Below are 21,931 nucleotides of genomic sequence, written 5' to 3'. Positions count from 1 at the left end.
GGACTACTGGTTAAATTATTTCTTCTTATTTGCAACAGTTCTCTTAGGACCTTTGCGGGTTCTTGCGTTGGTCTTTGTTTTCTGACCACGAACCGGAAGGCCTTTACGATGACGGATACCTCTGTAGCATCCGATCTCCTGCAGACGTTTGATGTTCATAGCGATTTCTCTACGAAGATCTCCTTCTACAACCTGACTCTCATCGATAACTGCGCTGAGTCTCTTTACTTCATCGTCTGTCAAATCTCTGCAGCGTGTGTCCGGATTTACTCCAGCTTCTTTTAAGATACGATCTGCACTTGTTCTACCGATTCCGTAGATATAGGTCAGACCAATCTCAACACGTTTGTCTCTTGGTAAGTCTACACCAGCTATACGAGCCATGTACTTTGTCCTCCATTTTTCTAAAACATTAATATTTTCCTAATTGGGATACAGGTATGCGTGTATCCAGCCGTGTTCGCACGACCTTTCTCCTTCTGCCACCTGACAGATCGGAGTATTAAGCAATATTATAAGGGATGTCTGCGCTCCGCGCGTCCACCCGCCGGAGGTGTCCTGGCTGCAACTTGCCAGGTGTCTCACTTTATAATATTAACAGCAGAACAACGCATTCACGCGCGTCCTCGCTGCAGCCGCACTTAAAATCTGCACAATTACGATCAAGCCTAATGACGGATTAGCCCTGGCGCTGTTTGTGCTTTGGATTCTCACAAATGATTCTGATGCTACCTTTTCTTTTGATAACTTTGCATTTCTCGCAGATCGGTTTTACAGAAGATCTAACCTTCATGATGAATCCTCCTTTCTTTGCTCCTAGCGCCCCGTGTAGGGGAATTTTCTGTTGTAAACTTTTGGAATGCGTTTTCTTTTTGTGGGTTAGAAAAAAGTCCACGCGCAAAAGTTCGTTTTATAGTATAGCATTTTGTTCCCGGAAATGCAAGAAATTTTTTACATATTTTTTCATTTTTTTTTGCTCTTTTTCTGTGCATTTTTTCATCTCTCCCACCGGTAAGAAAAAAACAGGTGGGACAGATTTCTCTTCTCTGTCCCGCCTGTTTTTTACAGGTAACATCTTTTTTTGCATCATGATCCTGAGTTCAGCGGTTTGTATTTGCTTGCGCATACGGATTCTGATTTTACTACATTTCCGCTTGCATCTTTATAATCACGATACGTTACATTACTCATCTCATCGATCTGCTCTACCCTTGGCTCAATGGTATAGTCGTTTTCTTTTGTTCCGAGAATTTTTACGGTCAGTGTATCACTGCTGTCCATATTCATCACAATTTTCACCGGATACTTATGATTATTTTCAAATTTGAAATCCGGTGAATCCCAGAATACGGTTGCATCCATTCCTGACGGCACATAATGTACCGGCATCGAATGGTTGGCTCTTTCCAACACATCAAGGTCTGTATACAAAATAGCGGAAAACAGTGTGGAAGACACCTGGCATTCGCCTCCTCCAAGTACCTGGACGACTTTGCCATCCTGATAGCCTGCTGCCTCCTGGTATCCTTTTTCCGCCGTTGTATCACCTACGACACCATTAAAAGAGAAGGTTTCTCCCGGCAGAACGATCTGTCCGTTGCAGATAGATGCCGTAAGTCCGACGTTGTGAATTCTTCCGCTCGTTCCACCTGCTGCGCTGGAGCTGTAACTTCCAAGCGTGTCTTTAAACAGATTTGCGTTCATCTTCTCGGTTGTAATCTCCGGCTCGGTAAAGGTAAACGGAATCGTGATATCCGTATTTTCTTCTGCACTCTCATACTCGGCTTTCGCACTGTCCGCATCCATTGAGGTTCCGTTTTTCGATGCCACAACGGAATATCCGTTGTCCGGATCCAGCGTCGCATTGACCGGCTCGGTATAAATCTGGCTTGCAATTCCGGCAAAATCCGGCTCCGTCAGCTGATTTTCTGCCGTCGGGCAGGAAATTACATCCTGGAAATTCATTGCTGTCACATTCGTCTGGATCTGCTGTTTTAAAGCATCCACATCCGGTCTGGTTCCTGAAATGCCTTTATGCACGATCAGGCCGGTATCTGTTACTTCATATGTAGTATCCTGCATGGAGTTGTAATCCTGAATGCCGGATGCCTGTACAATTCCTTCCACCTCATCTGGATGGGCCACAGTCGGCTGCACATCATAGGAAAGTTTCTCTGCCTTTCCCCGTTTCATCTCGACCCACTCCAGACCGCGAACCAGAAGATTTCCATGGCCTTTTTCATATGCTTTTTCAATTTCTGCGGAAGCATCCATCCCCAGCATTGGAAATACGTTCATCGTATACTGCTGACCATCCAGCTCAACGGTAACAGCTGTATCTTTATAATCTTCTTCAAACTTCTGTTCCACTGTCTGTGCAGCTTCTTTTTTGCTCATTCCCTGAATGTTTACTCCGTTAATAGAAGCATCTGCCCAGATTTTGTCATCCTCGATGATCAGACAGAAGATTCCATATGCAGCGGCAAGTAAAACAATCACTGCAACTACGCTCAATGCTGCAACAAGGCCTTTTTTCTTTCCCCTTTTTGTCATTGCACATTTTCCTTTCCTGTTATCTGTAAGGAGCAGCGATGCCATTGCTGCAGATCCGAATTTTTTTCAGACTGCAGCCTGCTGTTTCATAAAATGTTTCCCTGATTTCTGCCGGTACATGGATTTTACCGCACCGCACAGGAGATCCTTCCCGGTAAAATTTCTCCGTAAAGTTTCTCTATTGCATTGTATCACATTATTTTGAGAATTCAACCAAATATTTCAACTTCACACAGAATTCACAAACATATATTCTTCTGTCGCTTTCGAGCCCTCATCTGTCATTTTCACGGTTTTCCGGCCGCTCTTTTCTCCTGTCTTTTCACTTTTTCTTTTTTTTCTGACGGTTTAAAAATTTTGTTTCAAAAGTGCACAAATTCTCCTGGTTTTTACAAAAAGTTTTCATAAAATTTTATACTTTTTTCATTGCTTTTTCTATTAAAATATTGCATAATACATCTGGAAGGTTTCAAAAGGGACTGAAAAGAAATTCAGATGCCCGCCGCCGCGGATGCTGCAGGGTTTGCAGACTGGTGCTTGCTTTGTGGCTGTCAGAAATCTGAAGGCCGGTGATCGAAATCTTTGTTCTGTAGAACGGTTACTGTTATTGGGGATGAATACAGAGAAACACATACAGAGAAAAAGCCATCCGGCATGCCGGATGGCTTTTTTTATCGTATTTCTTATTTATCTCTCCAGATAATACGTCCCTTGTCCAGATCGTATGGGGACAGCTCGATGGTTACTTTGTCTCCCGGAAGAATACGGATAAAGTTCATACGCAGCTTTCCGCTGATATGAGCCAGTACAACGTGTTTATTTTCCAGTTCTACTTTAAACATTGCGTTTGGTAATTTCTCGAGGACAGTTCCCTCTACTTCAATTACATCTGCCTTAGACATTGATTAATCCTCCTTCAACTCTTTGCAACTTTTTTCTTTTAATGCCTTACGGATATCTTCATCACGAACCGCATCCGTCATTTCGTAATCCGGCTGTACGTGAATCAGCTTCTTCTTTTTCGGCCGGTTGGCGGTACGGATTTTTCCGTCCACCAAGAATACGTATGGCTCCTGTACATCCGAAATCACATACAGCTTTCCTTTATCGTGGCCGGCCAGGCTTCTGGCAAACATTCCTTTCACAATCGGTTTCATAAATCCTCCTCCGTATGCGAAAGTGTCAGAATTTCCGGTTCTCCCTCCGTAATCAGAATCGTGTTCTCATAATGTGCGGCAAGAGAGCCGTCTTCTGTCACAACGGTCCAGTCATCATCCAGCCATCTGACTGCATAGCCTCCGGCTGTGATCATCGGCTCGATGGCGAGCGTCATGCCAGGCTGCAGACGGACGCCGCGGCTTGGCTGTGCGAAGTTCGGCACTGCCGGATCTTCGTGCAGGTGCGTTCCGATGCCGTGGCCTACCAGGTCGCGGACAACGCCGTAGCCGAAGCTCTCTGCGTATGCACCGATCGCCGCCGAAATCTCATGAAGATGATGGCCTGCTTTTGCGTATTTGATTCCTTCAAAAAAGGCCTGGCGTGTTACTTCCACCAGTTTTCTTGCCTCCGGCGAGATCTCACCGACCGCGTGTGTGCGGGCTGCGTCGGAATGGTATCCTTCATAGATAAGTCCCGCATCCAGGCTGACAATGTCGCCCTCTTTCAGAATCCGTTTTTTACTTGGGATTCCGTGAACCACTTCTTCGTTCACAGAAACGCAGATCGAAGCCGGATACCCATTATAGTTTAAAAAGTTGGGAGTGCATCCGAAGCTGCGGATCATCTCTTCTCCGAGCTTGTTGATTTCCCAGGTTGACATTCCCGGATGGATGGCGCGGCCTAATTCATCGTGTACCTTCTCCAGCAGTTCACCGGCACGGCGCATTTTTTCAATTTCCCGGGCAGTTTTAATTGATATGGACATCCTTTACGCTCCTAAAATCTTTACTATATCCTGAAATACCACGTTGATATCCTGGGTTCCGTCAACTTCCACCAGAACATTGGCTTTCTTATAGTAGTCAATCAGAGGCTGTGTCTGAGCATGGTATACAGACAGTCTCTTCTGTACGGTCTCAGGTTTATCGTCATCACGAAGAACCAGCTCGCCGCCGCAGGTATCGCATACATCTTCTACCTTTGGTGCATTAAATTCTACATGATACGTTGCTCCGCATCCGATGCAGGCACGGCGTCCGCCCATACGGTGAACGATATTTTCATCCGGTACTTCTACATTGATTGCGTAGTCAATTTTCTCTCCGCGTGCTTCCAGGGCTTTGGTCAGTGCCTCTGCCTGCGGAATCGTTCTTGGGAAACCATCCAGTACGTAGCCCTTTGCTGCGTCCGGTTTGGAGATACGGTCTACAACCAGGTCGCAGGTCAGCTCGTCCGGAACGAGTTCTCCTTTATCCATGAATGCTTTCGCTTTCTTTCCAAGCTCGGTTCCTTCTTTGATGTTTGCGCGGAAGATATCGCCGGTAGAGATATGAGGAATCTCATATTTTGCAGCGATCTGTTTTGCCTGTGTACCTTTTCCGGCACCAGGTGCCCCCAACATAATAATTTTCATGCACTTTTCCTCCCATGTTTGAATTTGCAGCAATCCACTGCGTGTAATTTACCTTATTATACCATAAAATAAACCACAATAGCAAAAATTTTCTCTGTTAAAGCCTCTTTAAAAGCGCTTTAAACAAAAGAAAGGGCCTGTCTTATCCAGACAGTCCCTCTTATGCCTTAATCGTTTAAGAATCCTTTGTAATTGCGTACCAGCATCATGGATTCAATCTGTTTTAAGGTTTCCAGAATTACGCTGGCAATAATGATCAGAGAAGTACCTCCAAAGGATACATTCGCTTTGAAAAATCCATTAAAGAAAAATGGAATCACTGCAACAATGGTAAGACCTGCTGCACCGATAAAAATAATATAGCTGAGCAGATTGTTCAGATAATCTACCGTGGATTTACCCGGGCGGATGCCTGGGATAAAGCCGCCCTGTTTTTTCATGTTATCTGCAACTTCCATCGGGTTGAAGGTGATGGAGGTATAGAAATAAGCGAAGAAAATAACAAGGACAATGTAGAGAATCAGGCCCAGCGAAGCAACTGGATTGGTTTTGTCAAACCAGTTGTTGGAATTCAGCATCTTGATCAGCGTTCCGCCGATACCTTTGATATCCGACTTTCCGACAAACGACAGGATAATCGATGGGAAAGACATGATGGATGATGCAAAGATGATCGGGATAACGCCCGCTGTATTTACCTTTAGCGGAATATTGGATGACTGTCCGCCAACCATTTTTCTTCCGGCCATTTTCTTGGAATACTGTACCGGAATTCTTCTCTCAGCGCCATTCAGGATCAGTACCAGCACAACAACAGCGATGATCACAACAGCGATGATAATCCACATCAGCAGACCACGCGCGATGGTTTTGCCTTTTACGAAGGTTTCGTAAAGGGTTACCATATCCTGCGGGATTCTGGAAAGGATGTTGATTAACAGGACCATAGAAATACCATTTCCAACGCCCTTGTCGTTGATCTGTTCTCCCACCCACATAAGGAAGGCAGAACCGGCTGTCAGAGCTGCCACTACAACAATCACATTAACTGCGTTAAAAGTGGTGAGGAGTCCCTGGCGTCCAAAGCCTACTGCCATGGCAACAGACTCAAACAATGCAAGACCTACTGTCACATAACGAGTAATCGCAGTCATTTTCTTTCTTCCCTCTTCGCCGTCACGCTGCATTTCCTCAAGTCGTGGAATTGCAATGGTGAGCAGCTGAATAATGATGGAAGAAGTAATGTACGGTGTAATACTCAGAGCAAAGATGGAGAAACGGTCGAAACCGCCGCCCGTGAATGCATTCAGGAAACTGAATGCCTCATTCGTATTATTTGCAAAATAATTCGCAAAAAAGCTTGTATTGACACCCGGTACAGGCATCTGAGAGCCTAACCGGATGACAACAAGCATCATAAGCACATAAAATATTTTGCGACGAACATCTTTGACCTTAAATGCATTGATAAAGGTCTTAAACATTAGATCACCTCGACTGTTCCACCTGCCGCTTCAATTTTTGCCTTTGCGCTCTCGCTGAAAGCATTTGCTTTTACAGTGAGTTTTTTGGTGACTTCACCGTTTCCAAGGATTTTTACGCCATCTCTCGGATTGGAAACAAGACCAGTCTCAATCATAGTTTCTACGGTTACAACAGCTCCGTCCTCATAACGATTCAGAGCATCTACATTGATTCCAACGATTTCCTTGGAGTTTCTGTTTTTGAAACCTCTCTTCGGAAGACGTCTGTATAAAGGCATCTGACCACCTTCAAATCCCGGTCTCGGTGCTCCGGAACGTGCTTTCTGTCCTTTGTGGCCTTTACCTGCTGTTTTACCATTTCCTGAACCATGTCCACGGCCTCTGCGGAAGTTATCGTTCTGTCTGGAACCTTCAGCCGGCTGTAAATTAGATAAGTCCATTACGGTACCTCCTTATGCTTCTTCTACTTTAACCAGGTAAGAAACCTGATTAACCATGCCGCGAACTGCTGCGTTATCCGGCAGTTCTACCGTCTTGTTAACTTTTTTCAGACCCAGTGCTTCCACGGTTCTTCTGTGTTTCGGAACACATCCGATCGGGGATTTCACCAGTGTTACTTTTAATTTATCTGCCATTTTTCACATCCTCCTTAAGCAAAGATCTCGTTTGTAGATTTGCCGCGAAGTCTTGCTACTTCTTCTGGAGTCTTCAGCTCAGACAGACCAGCGATGGTAGCCAGAACTACGTTCTGCTTATTTCTGGATCCAAGGGATTTTGTACGGATGTTCTTAATACCAGCTAACTCGATTACGGCACGGGCTGGGCCACCAGCGATGACACCAGTACCTTCAGGAGCTTTCTTTAACAGAACCTCTGCGCTTCCGAATTTACCTACGTAGTCATGAGTGATACTTCCGTTCTCATTGATTGCTACGCTTACCAGTTTCTTCATAGCGTCTTCTTTACCTTTGCGGATAGCTTCCGGAATCTCGGCTGCTTTTCCAAGGCCTGCGCCTACGTGTCCATTGCCGTCGCCGACAACTACTAAAGCTGTGAAACGGAAGTTACGACCACCTTTAACAACTTTTGTAACACGCTTAATTGATACGACTTTTTCTTCCAGTTCGAACTGGCTTGCATCAATAATTGTATGCTTCATGTGTTCTTTTCCTTCCTTTCTTAGAATACCAGCCCAGCTTCTCTAGCTGCGTCTGCGAATGCCTGGATTTTTCCCTGGTAGATGAATCCGCCACGGTCAAATACAACTTCAGTAATACCTGCTTCTACAGCTTTCTTTCCAAGAACGGTTCCAAGATATGCTGCTGCATCTACATTGTTGGTTTTCTCAAGCTCTGCTTTAACATCTTTCTGAAGAGTAGAAGCAGAAACTAAAGTATTTCCAATCGTATCGTCGATAATCTGAGCATACATATGGTTATTGCTGCGGAATACACACAGACGCGGACGCTGTGCAGTACCTACGATATGATTACGTAATCTTCTATGCTTTTTCTGGCGCATCTGCGCTCTTGATACTTTACTAATCATGTTCACACTCTCCTTAATTATTTCTTACCAGTCTTACCAACTTTACGTCTGATCACTTCATCAGCATACTTGATTCCCTTGCCCTTGTATGGCTCAGGTCTTCTCTTGTCTCTGATTTCAGCGGCATACTGGCCAACTTTCTCTTTGCTGATACCGGAAACAATGATCTTGTTGCCGTCTACAGCGGAGGAGAGTCCTTCCGGATCGATCATCTCTACCGGATGAGAATATCCAAGAGACAGAACTAATTTGTTGCCCTGTTTTGCAGCTCTGTAACCTACACCGTTTACTTCCAGTGTTTTGGTATAGCCTTCGCTAACACCAATTACCATGTTGTGGATCAGAGTTCTGGTCAGACCATGAAGAGCTTTCATTTTCTTCAGATCGTTCGGTCTTGTAACTACTACGTGTCCGTCTTCCAGTTTGATGGTCATTTCAGACGGGAGAGTTCTCTCTAATGTTCCTTTTGGTCCTTTTACTACAACGTGGTTGTTTTCCTGGATGTCTACTGTTACACCTGCAGGAATTGCCACTGGCAGTCTTCCAATACGTGACATACCAATTTCCTCCTATTAACTTAGATTTTCGGAGAGAGCCTTACGCTCTCTCTGTTTTCAGTTGCTTTGTTTCGTTTCTATTACCAAACGAATGCCAGAACCTCGCCGCCGACCTGCAGCTTACGAGCTTCTTTATCGGTGATAACACCCTGGTTTGTGGAAAGAATAGCGATTCCAAGTCCGCCAAGTACTCTCGGCAGCTCATCTTTGCCAACATAGATTCTCAGACCCGGTTTGGAGATTCTCTTCAGACCGGTGATGATCTTCTCGTTTTTGTCAGCGCCGTATTTCAGGGTGATGTGCATATTCTGGAATGCACCCTCATCGCTGAGTTCATATTTTGCAATGTATCCCTCGTTTACCAGGATATCAGCGATTGCGATTTTCATTTTGGATGCCGGAACATCTACTGTATCATGTTTTGCAGTGTTAGCGTTACGGATTCTTGTAAGCATATCTGCAATCGGATCACTCATACTCATTTGAATTTGCCTCCTTCTAAAATTTTACCAACTAGCTTTCTTAACGCCAGGAATCTGGCCTTTGTATGCTAATTCACGGAAGCAGATTCTGCAGATTCCGTATTTTCTTAAATATGCGTGTGGACGGCCACAAATTCTGCAACGATTGTATTCTCTTGTAGAGAATTTAGCTTTGCGCTGCTGTTTGATTTTCATTGCTGTTTTAGCCATGAATCAATTCCTCCTATTACTTTGCGAATGGCATGTTGAATAATGTCAGTAATTCACGAGCTTCTTCATCTGTGTTAGCAGTGGTAACGAAGATAATGTCCATACCTCTGACTTTATCAACTTTATCATACTCGATCTCTGGGAAAATCAGCTGCTCTTTGATACCAAGAGCATAGTTTCCTCTGCCATCGAAAGCGTTCGGATTTACGCCGCGGAAGTCACGTACACGAGGCAGTGCCAGGTTGATCAGGCGGTCTGCGAACTCGTACATTTTCTCGCCACGAAGGGTAACTTTGCATCCGATCGGCATACCCTCACGGATTTTAAAGTTTGCTACGGAATTTTTCGCTTTGGTGGTAACTGCTTTCTGTCCGGTGATAGCTTCCATATCACTGATTGCAGCGTCCAGAAGTTTAGCGTTCTCCTTAGCTTCACCAACACCCATGTTGATTACGATTTTGGAGAGCTTCGGCACTTCCATCACGTTTTTGTATCCAAATTTTTTGGTCATTGCATCAACGATCTGCTCGTTGTAAAGATCTTTCAGTCTACTCACGGTTTTGCCTCCTCTCTTCCTTAATCAATTACTGCGCCGTTCAGCTCTTTTGCTTTTGCAACGCGGGTTCTAACAGCTTTTGTTTTGCCGTTTTTCTCAACCATCTCAACTTTGATTCCAACGCGGGTCGGAACTCCTTTTACAACCAGCATTACGTTGGATGCATCGATAGGAGCTTCTTTGTTAACGATTCCGCCCTGCTGATTGCTCATAGACGGTTTCTCATGCTTTGTAATCATGTTTACGCCTTCAACAACAACACGGTTGTTCTTTACGTCAACGCTGACTACTTTGCCGGTTTTGTCTTTATCTTTGCCGGCGATTACCTTTACGGTATCGCCTTTTTTAATCTTCATTGACATAGCTGTCCTCCTATAATACTTCCGGAGCTAAGGAAACAATCTTCATGAACTGTTTCTCACGAAGCTCTCTGGCTACTGGTCCAAAAATACGGGTTCCTTTTGGAGTTTTGTCATCTTTGATAATAACTGCTGCGTTCTCATCAAATTTGATGTAAGAACCGTCTTTACGACGAGCGCCTTTTACGCTTCTTACAACAACAGCTTTTACTACGTCACCTTTTTTAACAACGCCGCCTGGTGTTGCATCTTTGACCGAAGCAACGATTACATCACCAATGTTGGCATATCTTCTTGTAGAACCGCCCATAACACGAATGCATAAGATTTCTTTTGCACCGGTGTTGTCAGCGACTTTCAGTCTAGTTTCCTGCTGAATCATGCTGGTATTCCTCCTTTAGCATTCTGATCTCTTATTTATTTCGCTTTCTCAACGATCTCCACAAGTCTCCATCTCTTATCTTTGGATAAAGGTCTTGTTTCCATAACTCGTACGGTATCACCTACATGGCACTCGTTGTTTGCATCGTGTGCTTTCAGCTTATATGTGCTTTTTACAATTTTCTTGTACAGAGGATGTTTTACATGGTCTTCGATGGCAACCACGATAGTCTTATCCATCTTATCGCTGACAACTTTGCCCACGCGAGTTTTTCTAAGATTTCTTTCTTCCACGATATTTTCCTCCTAATTACTCAGCTGCGTTTGCCTTCTGGGCAATAACAGTCTGGATTCTTGCAATATTTTTGCGAACCTCTTTGATTCGGCTTGTATTGTCAAGCTGGTTGGTTGCATTCTGGAATCTTAAATTGAAGAGTTCCTTTTTAGCAGCTACTAATTCGTCATTCAGCTCAGCTGCGCTCTTTGTATTTAAATCTTTTACAAATTCGTTAGTTTTCACTGTTATCACCGCCTTCTAAGTCTGCACGAGAAACAACTTTGCATTTACATGGTAACTTATGCATGGCAAGACGTAATGCCTCGCGGGCTGTTTCTTCCGGAACACCTGCGATTTCGAACATTACACGGCCTGGTTTTACTACTGCTACCCAGTACTCCAGAGAACCTTTTCCGGAACCCATTCGGGTTTCAGCCGGCTGTGCGGTTACTGGTTTGTCCGGGAAAATTTTGATCCAAACTTTACCACCACGTTTGATGTAACGTGTCATGGCGATACGGGCTGCCTCGATCTGGTTGGATTTGATCCAGCATGGCTCAAGGGCTACGAGACCAAATTCACCGTAGTTAATTTTGTTTCCTCTGAGGGCTTTACCCTTCATGGAACCACGGAACTGTTTACGACGTTTTACTCTCTTCGGCATTAACATAATTAATTCTCGCTCCCTTCCTTTTTAGTTCTGGTTGGAAGTACTTCGCCATTGTAGATCCATGCTTTTACGCCAACTTTACCGTAAGTGGTATCTGCTTCAGCGAATCCATAATCGATATCGGCACGCAGGGTCTGCAGCGGAATAGTTCCCTCGCTGTAGAACTCGGTACGAGCCATATCAGCTCCACCAAGACGTCCGGATACAGATGTTTTGATTCCCTTAGCGCCAGCTCTCATCGTACGCTGCATGGTAGACTTCATAGCACGACGGAAGGAAATACGGTTTTCCAGCTGTAATGCAATGTTCTCAGCAACGAGCTGTGCATCGCGGTCCGGTCTTTTTACTTCTTTGATATCTACGATAAGCTTTTTGTCAGTCAGTTTCTGAACTTCAGCTTTTACTTTCTCGATCTCTGCTCCGCCTTTACCGATAACAACGCCCGGTTTTGCGGTGTAGATGATAACTTTTACTCTGTCAGATGCTCTTTCGATTTCGATCTTGGAAACACCTGCGCTGTACAGTTTCTTCTTCAGGTATGTGCGGATGTTGTAGTCCTCTACGAGGTTATCTGCGAAATCACCCTCGGCATACCATTTGGAATCCCAGTCTTTAATAACACCGACTCTCAGGCCGTGTGGATTAACTTTCTGTCCCATGACATGTCCTCCTTATTTCTCGTCTAACACAATCGTGATGTGGCTGTTTCTCTTCAGGATTCTGTAAGCTCTGCCCTGTGCTCTCGGATGAATTCTCTTCATGGTCGGAGCCTTGTTAGCGAAGCACTCAGCTACATACAGGTTTTCTCTGGAAAGACCGTTGTTGTTCTCAGCGTTTGCGATTGCGGACTCCAGCAGTTTTTTCACTACGCTGGAGGCATATCTCGGGTTATAAGTTACAATACCAAGTGCGGTTGTTACGTCTTTACCGCGGATTGCATCTAAAACAAATCCAGCTTTCTGCGCAGACATTCTAGCGTAGGATAACTTTGCAGACGGTCTGGTATCTTTGTTAGCATTTCTTGCTCTTTTAATCTGACTTCTATGTCCTTTAGCCATTGCTAAAAAACCTCCTCTCTCAAATCATTCTACTTAGCGGACGCCGGATTTCTTCTCGTCCTTGCCGTGACCTCTGTAGGTTCTGGTTGCTACGAACTCACCGAGTTTGTGTCCAACCATATCCTCTGTAACGTATACCGGCACATGTTTTCTTCCGTCATGAACAGCGATTGTGTGTCCAACGAATGACGGGAAGATTGTAGAACGACGTGACCAGGTTTTAATGACTGTTTTATCTCCTGAAGCGTTTGCAGCGTCAACTTTCTTTAACAGGCTTTCATCTGCAAATGGTCCTTTTTTTAATGAACGAGACATCGTTTACCTCCTTATTTCGATAAAGCTTTTCCATCGCGTCTTCTTACGATGTACTTGTTAGACTGCTTGTTCTTTGCTCTGGTCTTCAGGCCAAGAGCCGGTTTTCCCCAAGGAGTAGACGGGCCCGGACGTCCGATACCGGTCTTTCCTTCTCCACCACCATGTGGATGGTCATTCGGGTTCATGACAGAACCACGTACAGTCGGGCGGATACCCATGTTACGTTTCCGTCCTGCTTTACCAATGTTGATCAGGCTGTGCTCGCCATTTCCAACAACACCGATGGATGCACGGCAGTTGATCGGAACCATTCTCATCTCTCCAGACGGAAGACGAAGGGTTGCGTATTTACCTTCTTTAGCCATCAGCTGAGCGCCATTACCAGCTGCACGAACAAGCTGTCCGCCTTTGCCTGCATGAAGCTCTACGTTGTGAACCATGGTACCAACCGGAATCTCGGACAGCGGCAGGCAGTTTCCAGGTCTTACCTCGGCATTAGCGCCGCTCATAACCTTCATGCCAACTTTCAGTCCTTCCGGAGCCAGGATGTATGCTTTCTCGCCGTCTGCATAGCAGATCAGAGCGATGTTTGCTGTTCTGTTCGGATCGTACTCGATCGATTTAACGATTGCCGGAACATCATCTTTTCTTCTCTTGAAGTCGATGATTCTGTATTTTCTTCTGCTTCCGCCTCCGCGGTGTCTTACAGTGATTTTACCCTGGTTGTTACGACCAGCGTTTTTCTTCAGGGACACTACCAGAGATTTCTCCGGTGTGCTCTTCGTGATTTCGTTGAAATCAGAGGAGGTCATGTGTCTTCTGGAAGGTGTATATGGGTTAAAGCTTTTGATTCCCATTACTTTGTTCTCCTTTCATTTCGTATCGCACTTATGTGTGCATATTTCGAACAGCTGCTAATTAAAGTCCTTCGAAGATTTCGATGTCTTTGCTGTCCTCGGTCAGAGCAACGATTGCCTTCTTGCTCTTTGCAGTTTTTCCAACTACCATTCCACGACGTTTGTTCTTTCCGTCCATGTTCATGGTGTTTACGCTTTTTACTTTTGTTCCTTCGAACATTTTCTCAACTGCTTCTTTAATCTGAGATTTGTTTGCTTCCGGGTGAACCATAAATGTGTATTTCTTCTCGCCCATAGCGTTCATGCTCTTCTCAGTTACGATTGGTTTCAGGATTACGTCGTAATATCTGATATCTGCCATTATGCGTACACCTCCTCGATAGATGCAACACTGCTCTTGGTTGCGATGATGGTGTTGTATTTCAGCATGTCGAATACATTGATGGTATTAACAGATGCAGTCTGAACGCCAGCAATATTTCTTGCGGAAAGTGCTACGTTTTCGCTGTCATCTCCGATGATTACCAGTGCGTTGTTTACTTTGAGGTTATCAAGCACTTTCTTCATCTCTTTTGTTTTAACCTCTGCAAGTTTCAGCTCATCAAGAACGATGAATTTGTTCTCCTGAACTTTGCTTGTCAGAACGGATTTTAATGCAGCTCTTTTCTCTTTCTTGTTCATTTTGAAAGAGTAATCTCTTGGTACTGGAGCGAATACAACTCCGCCGCCTGTCCACTGAGGAGCTCTTGTTGAACCCTGTCTTGCGTGACCTGTTCCTTTCTGTCTCCACGGTTTTCTTCCGCCACCGCTTACTTCGGAACGGGTTTTAGCTTTCTGAGTTCCCTGACGATTATTTGCAAGCTGAAGCACTACAGCCTGATGTACCAGATGCTCGTTGATTTCTACACCGAACACTGCATCATTAAGCTCCATGCTGCCAACTTCTTTGCCTTCCATATTTAATACAGATACGTTAGCCATTACGTGTGTTCCTCCTTTCAACGAACTTATTTACCGCATTTTACTGTCTCTTTGATGGTAACCATGGATTTCTTCGGTCCTGGTACAGCACCTTTGACTAACAGTAAATTGTTCTCTACGTCAACTTTTACGATTTCCAGGTTCTGTACGGTGATTTTCTTTCCACCCATCTGTCCTGGCATTCTTTTTCCTTTGAATACCTTACTCGGATCGGAGCAAGCACCATTGGAACCTGCGTGACGATGATATTTGGAACCATGAGCCATAGGTCCTCTGGACTGACCATGTCTCTTGATGGCACCCTGGAATCCTTTACCTTTGCTTGTTGCAGTAGCGTCGATTTTGTCGCCTGCGCCAAAGATATCGGCCTTGATTTCCTGTCCTAATGTATAGGTTTCGGCATCTTCAAATCTGAACTCTTTCAGATATCTCTTGCAGGAAACACCTGCTTTTGCGAACTGGCCTTTCATCGGTTTGTTCACACGGTTTTCTTTCTTCTCGCCGAAGCCTACCTGAATCGCACTGTACCCGTCGTTGTCTGCGGTTTTCACCTGTGTTACAACACACGGACCTGCCTGCAATACAGTTACCGGTACTAAAACACCGTTTTCGTCGAAGATCTGAGTCATTCCGACTTTTGTAGCTAAAATTGCTTTCTTCATTCCTTTTACCTCCTGTTTTATCTACAGCGGAACTTCCTATTATAAAGAAGTTCATTCTAGCGAACAGTTGATATAAGTGGAACACTATGACCCTTAGGGATGTTGATTCCTTCGAATGAGTGTTGCTTCTATATCATCTATTGCTTGCTTAATTGATGGCCGGGGGCTGATCCCGGACTTTTTGCAGCTGATCTTATTTGTTTTTCATCTTGATGTCGATGTAAACACCAGCCGGCATTTCCAGTCTTGATAATGCATCCACTGTTTTCTGGGTAGGTGCGATGATATCAATCAGTCTCTTGTGGGTTCTCTGCTCGAACTGCTCACGGGAATCTTTGTACTTATGAACGGCACGAAGGATAGTTACTACCTCTTTCTTCGTTGGAAGCGGTACTGGTCCGCTCACCGTTGCTCCGTTCTTCTTTACAGTTTCGATAATTTTCTGTGCAGATGCATCTACTAACTGATGATCATACGCTTTCAGTGTAATTCTCATTACTTGACTTGCCATAAAAAAAGTCGCCTCCTTTTCGCACTTTTACGAGTACGACAAGCGGTGACTGTACACTTACCCGTGTGTGTCCTGATGTTTGCACACGGTCGTTTCCACTCTTACAGGTGGACTTAATTGTGGGTACAGTGACTTGTCGCCAGTTTCTTTAACTTGACATTCGCTCCACGGAAAACCCGCTGTTTCTCAGCGGCAACCTCGCGCTTCAACGCTATCAATGTCACAACAGTTGTTAGTATACAAGAAAGCACGCGAAAAATCAAGGTTTTTTTTTATTTTTTTCGATTTATCCGTTTTTATGCAAAAAGAGAAATACAGGGGTGCCGTGTTGTGCACTTTTCCTATATCTCTCTCTTTTTTGACGTTTTCCAACTATTCAGAGCCCCATCTCGATTCCGCTGCGATGCATCTCGATGTGGCTTCTTGCCATATGAACAAAAAGAAAAGAACGTCCATTCATGCAAGCATGATTCGCGTTCTTTTCGTTCGCATGGCTCTGAATAGTTACAGAATGTCGGAATAATCTAAGATTGTGATGCCGGTTGCAGGATCTTCAATGACTTTCGGGTCATCTCCGGCTGCGTGGGCCTTCTGGAGGAGTTCTTCCGCCGTGTAAACCGGCATGGCAAGTTCGATCGGTTCGGACGGTTCCGGTTCCGGCTCTTCTTCCGGCTCTTCGATGGTTTCTTCAAACTCTTCGATTTCTTCCACAGTTTCCGGCTCTGCTGATTCCGTTTCTTCGGTTTCTTCTGTCACTTCTTCCGCTGTTTCTTCTGCGGCAGCTTCTTCGACGATTTCCGTTTCTTCCACGGCTTCCGGAATTTCTTCGGTTTCTTCTCCTCTTACAAGGTTCTGCAGATCGACGGTATTAAAGGACACCTGCTCCGTTTCTTCTTCTTCCAGATCCGGAATTTCAAATTCGTCCTGTTTCTCTTCTTCTGCCGTTTTCTGGTCGGCTGCTCTCAACTGTTCGATCATTTCCTGTTCTTCCCGTTTCTTTTTTTCTTCCAGAGCAGCTTTCTTTCTGCTGCGAAGCTCTTCGGACACTTTCTCATCGTCCTCGTCTTCGTCTTCTTCCTCTTCTTCCTCATCCTCTTCTTCATCACGTTTCCATACCTCGGAAAGGATGAACAGAATGACCAGAAACAGAATGGCAAGTCCGATGATCATGATTCCCTCTCTGCTCTGCGCCGCCATCGACAGAAAGCCGATCACCGGAATCGTGATGATCACTTTGCTCACGGTTGCTCTCACGGTAATTTCCGTTGTGTCTCCACTGATCACATTTTTTACGGATGCGGTTCCGGCAGCGATGTCGAGGGACTGTATCGTATAGATATACTTTCCGGAATTGTCATCAACCAGGATTTTGTCTCCCGTCGCAACCGATGACGTATCTGTCTTCTTTGCGTACGTAACAGCGCCGCGGGAAATGTTGGTATTTCCCATCCCGTCTGAGACAAGTGTCGTGATGCCGGCAAACGGCGGAATCACCAGTGCGCCTGCTGACAGGATTGCAAGCAGAAGCAGCGTATTCACAATTACCTTCAGTAATTTTGACATATTCAATTCTCCTTGTATTCTCAGTCTTTGCCCCCTATTATAACCCCTTTTCTTCGATTATGCAAGAAAACGTTACGCATCGTGTCCCGGCCGCCCGGTTCCGCGTGTCGAATTTTTCGATTTTTTCTTGAAGATCTGTCCTGTTTCTTCTATACTATATGCATAACCAAAGGGGGAATACTTTCATATGAATACACTGATCAAAACCATCGAAGATCTTTCCCTGAACGCATGGCCGTCTCACCAGATCGAGCTGTACGACGGATGGATTCTTCGTTTTTCTTATTTTTATACACACCGGACCAACAGCGTCGAGCAGATCGGGCCGTCCACGATTCCGGTGGAGGAAAAAGTGCAGTACTGTGAGGAGATCTACCGTCGCTGGGGTACACCGGCAATTTTCAAGATCAGTCCGCTTGTCAATCCCGGCTTTGATGCAATGCTCGCCGACCGCGGCTATGTAGTCCAGCACACGACGCACGTCATGACAATGGATCTGGCGAACTTTGCCAAAAAGGATCCTGCCGTTGCCGTGACCGTCAGCAGCTTTATCCCGCCGAAATGGATTGACAGCCTCTTTGCTTTAAAGAGCACGACGAACGTGATGCACCGCATGGTCGTTCCTTCGATGTACCGCGCCATTCCAAAAGAAACCATCTGTACCTCCATCCAGGATGAAACCGGAACGATCGTTGCCACCGGCCTTGGCATCCGCGACCGCGATTACGTCGGTGTCTATGCCATCCATGTGCATCCTGCGTACCGCCACCGCCACTACGCTTCCTCGATCTGCCGCACAATCCTCTCCGAGGGAATCCGGCTCGGTGCAACGAAAGCGTATCTTCAGGTTGTCGAGGGAAACACGCCTGCGATCACACTGTATAAATCGCTCGGTTTTTCCTATCTCTATACCTACTGGTTCCGCGCGAAGAACGTGGTCTGATTTTCGTCTGATTTTACATAAAAAAGCATAGCAAAACGGCATGTCAAAATTTTCTGACATGCCGTTTTGCTCTATGTTTATGCTATAAGTGCAGTAAGATTATTCAGCAGAAGGACTGCTTAAATATTTTTCAACGCCGTCCATGGCTTCACTCTCGTCTTTTCCGTTTGCGGTCACGGTAACTTCCTCGCCATTGTCCAGACCAAGTGTCATCATACCCATAATGCTCTTCGCATTTACTTTTTTTCTGCCGCTCTCGACGTAGATTTCACTTTCGTACTGGCTCGCTACCTGTACCAGCATGGCAACTGGTCTCGCCTCCAGGCCGCTTGAAAGACGAATTGTGATTGGTTTCTTAATCATAATACTTCTCCTCCTTGTTTCCTTCGCAAATCTTCTGCAATCTCTTTTAGTTTCCTTAATCTATGATTAACTCCGGATTTACCAACAACCGGCGTTAACATCTTGCCCAGTTCCAGAAGCGATGCTTCCGGGTATTGTAAGCGGAGCCTTGCCATCTGCTCCAGCGGTTCCGGCAGAGAAGAAAAGCCTGTGGTTTCTTCGATATACCGGATATCTTCGATCTGGCGGATCGCCGCGCTGACCGTTTTGTTGATGTTGGCAGTTTCACAGTTTACCTTTCGGTTGACACTGCCGCGCATTTCTTTTAAGATCCGCACGTTTTCCAGATTCATAAGTGCGATGTTGGCTTCCATGATGCCAAGCATCTCCACAATCTGTGCGCCTTCTTTCATATAAACCACATGGTGGTTTTTCCGGAGAACGATCCGTGCATCAATTCCAAAGCTTTTCAGAAGTTCCTGCACCTGTTCTGCTCTCGGCGCATCGGGGCAGACAATTTCGAGATGGTAAAACCGGTTGGGATCGCTGATGGAACCGGACGCTAAAAATGCGCCCCGCAGAAATGCCCGTTTGCAGCACTGACGCTGTACCACAACAGCCGGAATCGGCATTGCTAACTGCCGGTCTGTCTCGTGTAACTTCACTGCCTGCAGAATCTGACGGGTTTCTTCCCTGTCATTTACGCGGATCAGATACGTATTTTCCTTCTGATTCAGCTTAACTGCAAGCTCTGCCTCTATATTAAATGTTTTTTTCAATAAAGTAAAGTACTTTCTTGCCACATACGCATTCTCTGTCTGAATCCGTATCGTCCCGTCCTTCTCGGAAATCTGTCCGCAGAGTGACAGGATCGCCGCTGTTTCCGCAATCTGGCAGTGGCGTGCCGTCGGAAGATGTCTCGATAATTCCTCTTTTACCTCGCTTGAGAATGACATCCTTCCACCTCTAAATTCCTTTTCGGATGGCGTCTTTTTCCAGATCCCGGTGCTCAATCCGGATTCCATAGTCCTTCGCGTTGGAAAGACGCCGGTACAGCTCGTTGGCAAGGGTTACGGAACGGTGTTTTCCGCCGGTGCAGCCGATGCTGATAATGAGCTGATGCTTGCCCTCGGAAATATAATTCGGAATCAGAAAACGGATCATATCCTCTAATTTTTCCGCAAACACCTGCGCTGTCTCAAATCCCATCACATAATCCCGCACCGGAGCATCGTTGCCGGAGAGCGGGCGCATGCCTTCTACGTAGTAGGGATTCGGCAGGAACCGCACATCGAAAACAAGGTCCGAATCCGCCGGGATTCCGTATTTGAATCCAAATGAGAGCACAGTAATCATCAGATTTTTGAATTTCTGATCCTGCACGAAAATCTTATCGAGCTCCGCTTTCAGCTCTCTTGTGAGAAGCTGGCTCGTATCGAGAATGTAGTCCGCATCTTTTTTCAGGAACTCAAGTGCTTTGCGCTCTTTTCTAATTCCCTCATCCACCCGTCCAAGACCTGCCAGCGGGTGCGTTCTTCTCGTCTCTTTGTATCGTTTGACCAGCACGTCATCGGACGCGTCCAGAAACAGGATCTCATAGCAGATTCCGTTGATGCTCATCCACTCCAGAACACTCTGCAGGTCCGGGAGCGCCTGGCCGCTTCGGATATCGATTCCGACTGCCACTTTCTGGATTTCTCCGGAAGTACCGTCGGCGGTAAGCTGTGCAAATTTTTCAACCAGCGGGATCGGAAGGTTATCGACGCAGAAATATTCCGCGTCCTCCAGCATTTTCAACGCTGTACTTTTTCCCGCACCGGACATGCCGGTCACAATTACAAAACGCATGTTTTTTCTCCTTTGGTGGATAACGAAAATCAGAATTCCCCGAGGAACTGGATTTCCGGCTCAAGCTGTACGCCAAACTGTTCTTTTACTTTTGCCTGGATCTGACGGATCAGTTCCATCACATCCGATGCGGTTGCACCGCCTGCATTGATCAGAAAGCCGCAGTGTTTTTCCGATACTTTTGCACCGCCGACTGCATAGCCGGAAAGTCCGGCATCCATCACAAGCTTGCCTGCGAAATAGCCTTCCGGCCGCTTGAATGCGCTGCCGGCGCTCGGATACTCGAGCGGCTGTTTCTCTACCCGCTTGTTTTTCAATTCCTGCATGCGGGCAAGAATTTCTTCTTTATCTCCCGGAACAAGCATAAGTTCTGCTCCAAGTACGACGTAGCCTCTGTCTTTGATGACGCTGGCACGGTAGCCGAAGCCGAGCTCTTCTTTTTCCAGTTCCCGGATCTCACCTTCTCTTGTGAGTACAGTGACATTCTGTACAATATCCTTCATCTCTCCGCCGTAGGCTCCCGCGTTCATACGGACGCCGCCGCCTAAAGTTCCAGGGATTCCGGAGGCAAACTCCATACCGGAAAGACCGGCTTCTCTTGCCGCCCGGCTGATGGATACGAGCATGCTTCCAGCTTTCGCCCGGATTCTGTTTCCTTCCACTTCGATTCCCTGAAAGTTTTTGTAAACCGAAAGAATCACACCGTGGTAGCCCTCGTCACTTACAACGAGATTGCTGCCGTTTCCGGTGACGAACCACGGGATCTCTTTTTCTTCGCAGAGAGCCACGATTTTTCTAATTTCTTCTTCTGTATGAGGAGCGACGAAATAATCTGCCGGACCGCCCACGCGGAAGGTCGTATGATTTTTCATCGGTTCTGCGGTCTGTACCGCATCTTCCCCTGCAATTGCATAAAGTTCTCTGACAATCTCTTCTTTGATCACGATTTTTACCCTTTGCCGCATCTGCGGCCGAACATTTCATTACGAATTACTACGAATTACAGATTATACTTTTTTTAGACGCGAAAGCAGCCGACATCCCTCACTTCTTCGTTCGTTCTGCCAGCCGCTGTTTTTCTTCTTCGTCTGCCCGCCTTTTTGCAGGCTCACGGGGTATTCTACCACGAACCCTCAAAAAGTGCAACGAACTTTTTCGTTCCGGCTCTTTTTTCTATCAGATCTTCCGGATTGGTATCATTT

Annotated in this window: 36 protein-coding genes; 1 reads left to right on the top strand and 35 read right to left on the bottom strand. The window is 45.8% G+C overall.

The window, feature by feature from the left end; all coding sequences use genetic code 11:
• Positions 1-15: 15 nt before the first annotated feature.
• From rpsM to DXD02_RS08460, 31 genes are all read right to left on the bottom strand, one after another.
• Positions 16-384: a 30S ribosomal protein S13 gene (gene rpsM / locus DXD02_RS08610; RefSeq protein ID WP_022461573.1), complete on the bottom strand. Its 369-nt coding sequence runs from the start codon at positions 382-384 to the stop codon at positions 16-18.
• Positions 385-679: 295 nt separating this feature from the next.
• The gene (gene rpmJ / locus DXD02_RS08605) at positions 680-793 is read right to left on the bottom strand and encodes a 50S ribosomal protein L36 (RefSeq protein WP_003022746.1); all 114 of its coding nucleotides are present in this window, start codon (positions 791-793) and stop codon (positions 680-682) included.
• Entirely contained in the window at positions 783-992 is a 210-nt protein-coding gene (locus DXD02_RS15430; protein ID WP_055266982.1) for a hypothetical protein, read from the bottom strand. Before DXD02_RS15430 ends, rpmJ begins: the two co-directional genes overlap by 11 nt.
• A gap of 94 nt (positions 993-1,086) precedes the next feature.
• Positions 1,087-2,553 (bottom strand): VanW family protein, encoded by a 1,467-nt coding sequence (locus DXD02_RS08595; protein ID WP_158581216.1) that lies wholly within the window; start codon positions 2,551-2,553, stop codon positions 1,087-1,089.
• A gap of 683 nt (positions 2,554-3,236) precedes the next feature.
• Positions 3,237-3,455, bottom strand: a complete 219-nt coding sequence (gene infA / locus DXD02_RS08590; protein ID WP_022461642.1) for a translation initiation factor IF-1 — start codon at positions 3,453-3,455, stop codon at positions 3,237-3,239.
• 3 nt (positions 3,456-3,458) lie between these two features.
• On the bottom strand, positions 3,459-3,710 hold the full coding sequence (locus DXD02_RS08585; protein ID WP_022461643.1) for a KOW domain-containing RNA-binding protein: 252 nt from the start codon (positions 3,708-3,710) through the stop codon (positions 3,459-3,461).
• On the bottom strand, positions 3,707-4,477 hold the full coding sequence (map, locus tag DXD02_RS08580; RefSeq protein WP_022461644.1) for a type I methionyl aminopeptidase: 771 nt from the start codon (positions 4,475-4,477) through the stop codon (positions 3,707-3,709). The genes DXD02_RS08585 and map overlap by 4 nt, the downstream gene beginning before the upstream one ends.
• Positions 4,478-4,480: 3 nt before the next feature.
• The gene (locus tag DXD02_RS08575; protein ID WP_022461645.1) at positions 4,481-5,125 is read right to left on the bottom strand and encodes an adenylate kinase; all 645 of its coding nucleotides are present in this window, start codon (positions 5,123-5,125) and stop codon (positions 4,481-4,483) included.
• A gap of 167 nt (positions 5,126-5,292) precedes the next feature.
• The gene (gene secY / locus DXD02_RS08570) at positions 5,293-6,609 is read right to left on the bottom strand and encodes a preprotein translocase subunit SecY (RefSeq protein ID WP_022461646.1); all 1,317 of its coding nucleotides are present in this window, start codon (positions 6,607-6,609) and stop codon (positions 5,293-5,295) included.
• Positions 6,609-7,049 carry a 50S ribosomal protein L15 gene (gene rplO / locus DXD02_RS08565; protein WP_022461647.1) on the bottom strand — a complete coding sequence of 147 codons (441 nt, stop codon included), beginning with the start codon at positions 7,047-7,049 and terminating at the stop codon, positions 6,609-6,611. Before rplO ends, secY begins: the two co-directional genes overlap by 1 nt.
• A gap of 12 nt (positions 7,050-7,061) precedes the next feature.
• On the bottom strand, positions 7,062-7,244 hold the full coding sequence (rpmD, locus tag DXD02_RS08560) for a 50S ribosomal protein L30 (protein ID WP_022461648.1): 183 nt from the start codon (positions 7,242-7,244) through the stop codon (positions 7,062-7,064).
• Between the two features lie 14 nt (positions 7,245-7,258).
• Positions 7,259-7,768 carry a 30S ribosomal protein S5 gene (gene rpsE, locus DXD02_RS08555; RefSeq protein ID WP_022461649.1) on the bottom strand — a complete coding sequence of 170 codons (510 nt, stop codon included), beginning with the start codon at positions 7,766-7,768 and terminating at the stop codon, positions 7,259-7,261.
• Between the two features lie 20 nt (positions 7,769-7,788).
• Positions 7,789-8,157, bottom strand: a complete 369-nt coding sequence (gene rplR, locus DXD02_RS08550; protein ID WP_022461650.1) for a 50S ribosomal protein L18 — start codon at positions 8,155-8,157, stop codon at positions 7,789-7,791.
• Positions 8,158-8,174: 17 nt separating this feature from the next.
• A complete protein-coding gene (gene rplF / locus DXD02_RS08545; RefSeq protein WP_022461651.1) occupies positions 8,175-8,714 on the bottom strand; it encodes a 50S ribosomal protein L6 in 540 nt (179 codons plus the stop codon).
• Positions 8,715-8,794: 80 nt separating this feature from the next.
• Positions 8,795-9,196 carry a 30S ribosomal protein S8 gene (rpsH, locus tag DXD02_RS08540; protein ID WP_022461652.1) on the bottom strand — a complete coding sequence of 134 codons (402 nt, stop codon included), beginning with the start codon at positions 9,194-9,196 and terminating at the stop codon, positions 8,795-8,797.
• 24 nt (positions 9,197-9,220) lie between these two features.
• Complete coding sequence (locus DXD02_RS08535; protein ID WP_022461653.1) at positions 9,221-9,406, bottom strand: type Z 30S ribosomal protein S14; 186 nt, start codon at positions 9,404-9,406, stop codon at positions 9,221-9,223.
• A 16-nt stretch (positions 9,407-9,422) separates the two neighbouring features.
• The gene (gene rplE / locus DXD02_RS08530) at positions 9,423-9,962 is read right to left on the bottom strand and encodes a 50S ribosomal protein L5 (protein WP_022461654.1); all 540 of its coding nucleotides are present in this window, start codon (positions 9,960-9,962) and stop codon (positions 9,423-9,425) included.
• Between the two features lie 20 nt (positions 9,963-9,982).
• Entirely contained in the window at positions 9,983-10,324 is a 342-nt protein-coding gene (rplX, locus tag DXD02_RS08525; RefSeq protein ID WP_022461655.1) for a 50S ribosomal protein L24, read from the bottom strand.
• Between the two features lie 10 nt (positions 10,325-10,334).
• Positions 10,335-10,703 (bottom strand): 50S ribosomal protein L14, encoded by a 369-nt coding sequence (gene rplN / locus DXD02_RS08520; protein WP_022461656.1) that lies wholly within the window; start codon positions 10,701-10,703, stop codon positions 10,335-10,337.
• 35 nt (positions 10,704-10,738) lie between these two features.
• Positions 10,739-10,996 carry a 30S ribosomal protein S17 gene (gene rpsQ, locus DXD02_RS08515; RefSeq protein WP_022461657.1) on the bottom strand — a complete coding sequence of 86 codons (258 nt, stop codon included), beginning with the start codon at positions 10,994-10,996 and terminating at the stop codon, positions 10,739-10,741.
• Between the two features lie 16 nt (positions 10,997-11,012).
• Complete coding sequence (rpmC, locus tag DXD02_RS08510) at positions 11,013-11,222, bottom strand: 50S ribosomal protein L29 (RefSeq protein ID WP_022461658.1); 210 nt, start codon at positions 11,220-11,222, stop codon at positions 11,013-11,015.
• Positions 11,212-11,649 (bottom strand): 50S ribosomal protein L16, encoded by a 438-nt coding sequence (rplP, locus tag DXD02_RS08505; RefSeq protein ID WP_022461659.1) that lies wholly within the window; start codon positions 11,647-11,649, stop codon positions 11,212-11,214. The genes rpmC and rplP overlap by 11 nt, the downstream gene beginning before the upstream one ends.
• Before the next feature lie 2 nt (positions 11,650-11,651).
• Positions 11,652-12,308 (bottom strand): 30S ribosomal protein S3, encoded by a 657-nt coding sequence (gene rpsC, locus DXD02_RS08500; RefSeq protein ID WP_022461660.1) that lies wholly within the window; start codon positions 12,306-12,308, stop codon positions 11,652-11,654.
• A gap of 12 nt (positions 12,309-12,320) precedes the next feature.
• Positions 12,321-12,707, bottom strand: a complete 387-nt coding sequence (gene rplV, locus DXD02_RS08495; protein ID WP_022461661.1) for a 50S ribosomal protein L22 — start codon at positions 12,705-12,707, stop codon at positions 12,321-12,323.
• A gap of 33 nt (positions 12,708-12,740) precedes the next feature.
• On the bottom strand, positions 12,741-13,022 hold the full coding sequence (rpsS, locus tag DXD02_RS08490; protein ID WP_022461662.1) for a 30S ribosomal protein S19: 282 nt from the start codon (positions 13,020-13,022) through the stop codon (positions 12,741-12,743).
• An 11-nt stretch (positions 13,023-13,033) separates the two neighbouring features.
• Positions 13,034-13,879, bottom strand: coding sequence for a 50S ribosomal protein L2 (gene rplB / locus DXD02_RS08485; protein WP_118666734.1), 846 nt, complete (start codon positions 13,877-13,879; stop codon positions 13,034-13,036).
• Between the two features lie 61 nt (positions 13,880-13,940).
• Positions 13,941-14,240, bottom strand: a complete 300-nt coding sequence (rplW, locus tag DXD02_RS08480; RefSeq protein WP_022461664.1) for a 50S ribosomal protein L23 — start codon at positions 14,238-14,240, stop codon at positions 13,941-13,943.
• Positions 14,240-14,860 carry a 50S ribosomal protein L4 gene (gene rplD / locus DXD02_RS08475; RefSeq protein WP_022461665.1) on the bottom strand — a complete coding sequence of 207 codons (621 nt, stop codon included), beginning with the start codon at positions 14,858-14,860 and terminating at the stop codon, positions 14,240-14,242. The genes rplW and rplD overlap by 1 nt, the downstream gene beginning before the upstream one ends.
• Before the next feature lie 26 nt (positions 14,861-14,886).
• Positions 14,887-15,522, bottom strand: a complete 636-nt coding sequence (gene rplC / locus DXD02_RS08470; protein WP_022461666.1) for a 50S ribosomal protein L3 — start codon at positions 15,520-15,522, stop codon at positions 14,887-14,889.
• 193 nt (positions 15,523-15,715) lie between these two features.
• The gene (gene rpsJ / locus DXD02_RS08465; protein WP_117510469.1) at positions 15,716-16,033 is read right to left on the bottom strand and encodes a 30S ribosomal protein S10; all 318 of its coding nucleotides are present in this window, start codon (positions 16,031-16,033) and stop codon (positions 15,716-15,718) included.
• A 504-nt stretch (positions 16,034-16,537) separates the two neighbouring features.
• Complete coding sequence (locus DXD02_RS08460; protein ID WP_118666733.1) at positions 16,538-17,596, bottom strand: hypothetical protein; 1,059 nt, start codon at positions 17,594-17,596, stop codon at positions 16,538-16,540.
• A gap of 187 nt (positions 17,597-17,783) precedes the next feature.
• Here DXD02_RS08460 and DXD02_RS08455 point away from each other — a divergent pair, with 187 nt between their 5' ends.
• Positions 17,784-18,539: a GNAT family N-acetyltransferase gene (locus DXD02_RS08455; RefSeq protein ID WP_118666732.1), complete on the top strand. Its 756-nt coding sequence runs from the start codon at positions 17,784-17,786 to the stop codon at positions 18,537-18,539.
• 99 nt (positions 18,540-18,638) lie between these two features.
• Here DXD02_RS08455 and DXD02_RS08450 read toward each other — a convergent pair whose 3' ends face one another.
• The 4 genes from DXD02_RS08450 to murB are packed head-to-tail and all read right to left on the bottom strand — an operon-like array spanning position 18,639 to position 21,670.
• Positions 18,639-18,902, bottom strand: coding sequence for an HPr family phosphocarrier protein (locus DXD02_RS08450; RefSeq protein WP_055227733.1), 264 nt, complete (start codon positions 18,900-18,902; stop codon positions 18,639-18,641).
• On the bottom strand, positions 18,899-19,837 hold the full coding sequence (gene whiA / locus DXD02_RS08445) for a DNA-binding protein WhiA (protein WP_055220767.1): 939 nt from the start codon (positions 19,835-19,837) through the stop codon (positions 18,899-18,901). The genes DXD02_RS08450 and whiA overlap by 4 nt, the downstream gene beginning before the upstream one ends.
• 10 nt (positions 19,838-19,847) lie before the next feature.
• Positions 19,848-20,729, bottom strand: a complete 882-nt coding sequence (gene rapZ, locus DXD02_RS08440) for an RNase adapter RapZ (RefSeq protein WP_055227737.1) — start codon at positions 20,727-20,729, stop codon at positions 19,848-19,850.
• 29 nt (positions 20,730-20,758) lie between these two features.
• Positions 20,759-21,670, bottom strand: a complete 912-nt coding sequence (gene murB / locus DXD02_RS08435; protein WP_416822166.1) for a UDP-N-acetylmuramate dehydrogenase — start codon at positions 21,668-21,670, stop codon at positions 20,759-20,761.
• Between the last annotated feature and the right edge of the window lie 261 nt (positions 21,671-21,931).

Origin of the sequence: Blautia sp. TF10-30 (genome assembly GCF_003481245.1) — a bacterium.
Lineage (GTDB): Bacteria > Bacillota > Clostridia > Lachnospirales > Lachnospiraceae > Fusicatenibacter > Fusicatenibacter saccharivorans.
The sequence above is the reverse complement of the archived record's forward strand: the minus strand, read 5'-3'. Positions and strand labels throughout refer to the sequence as shown.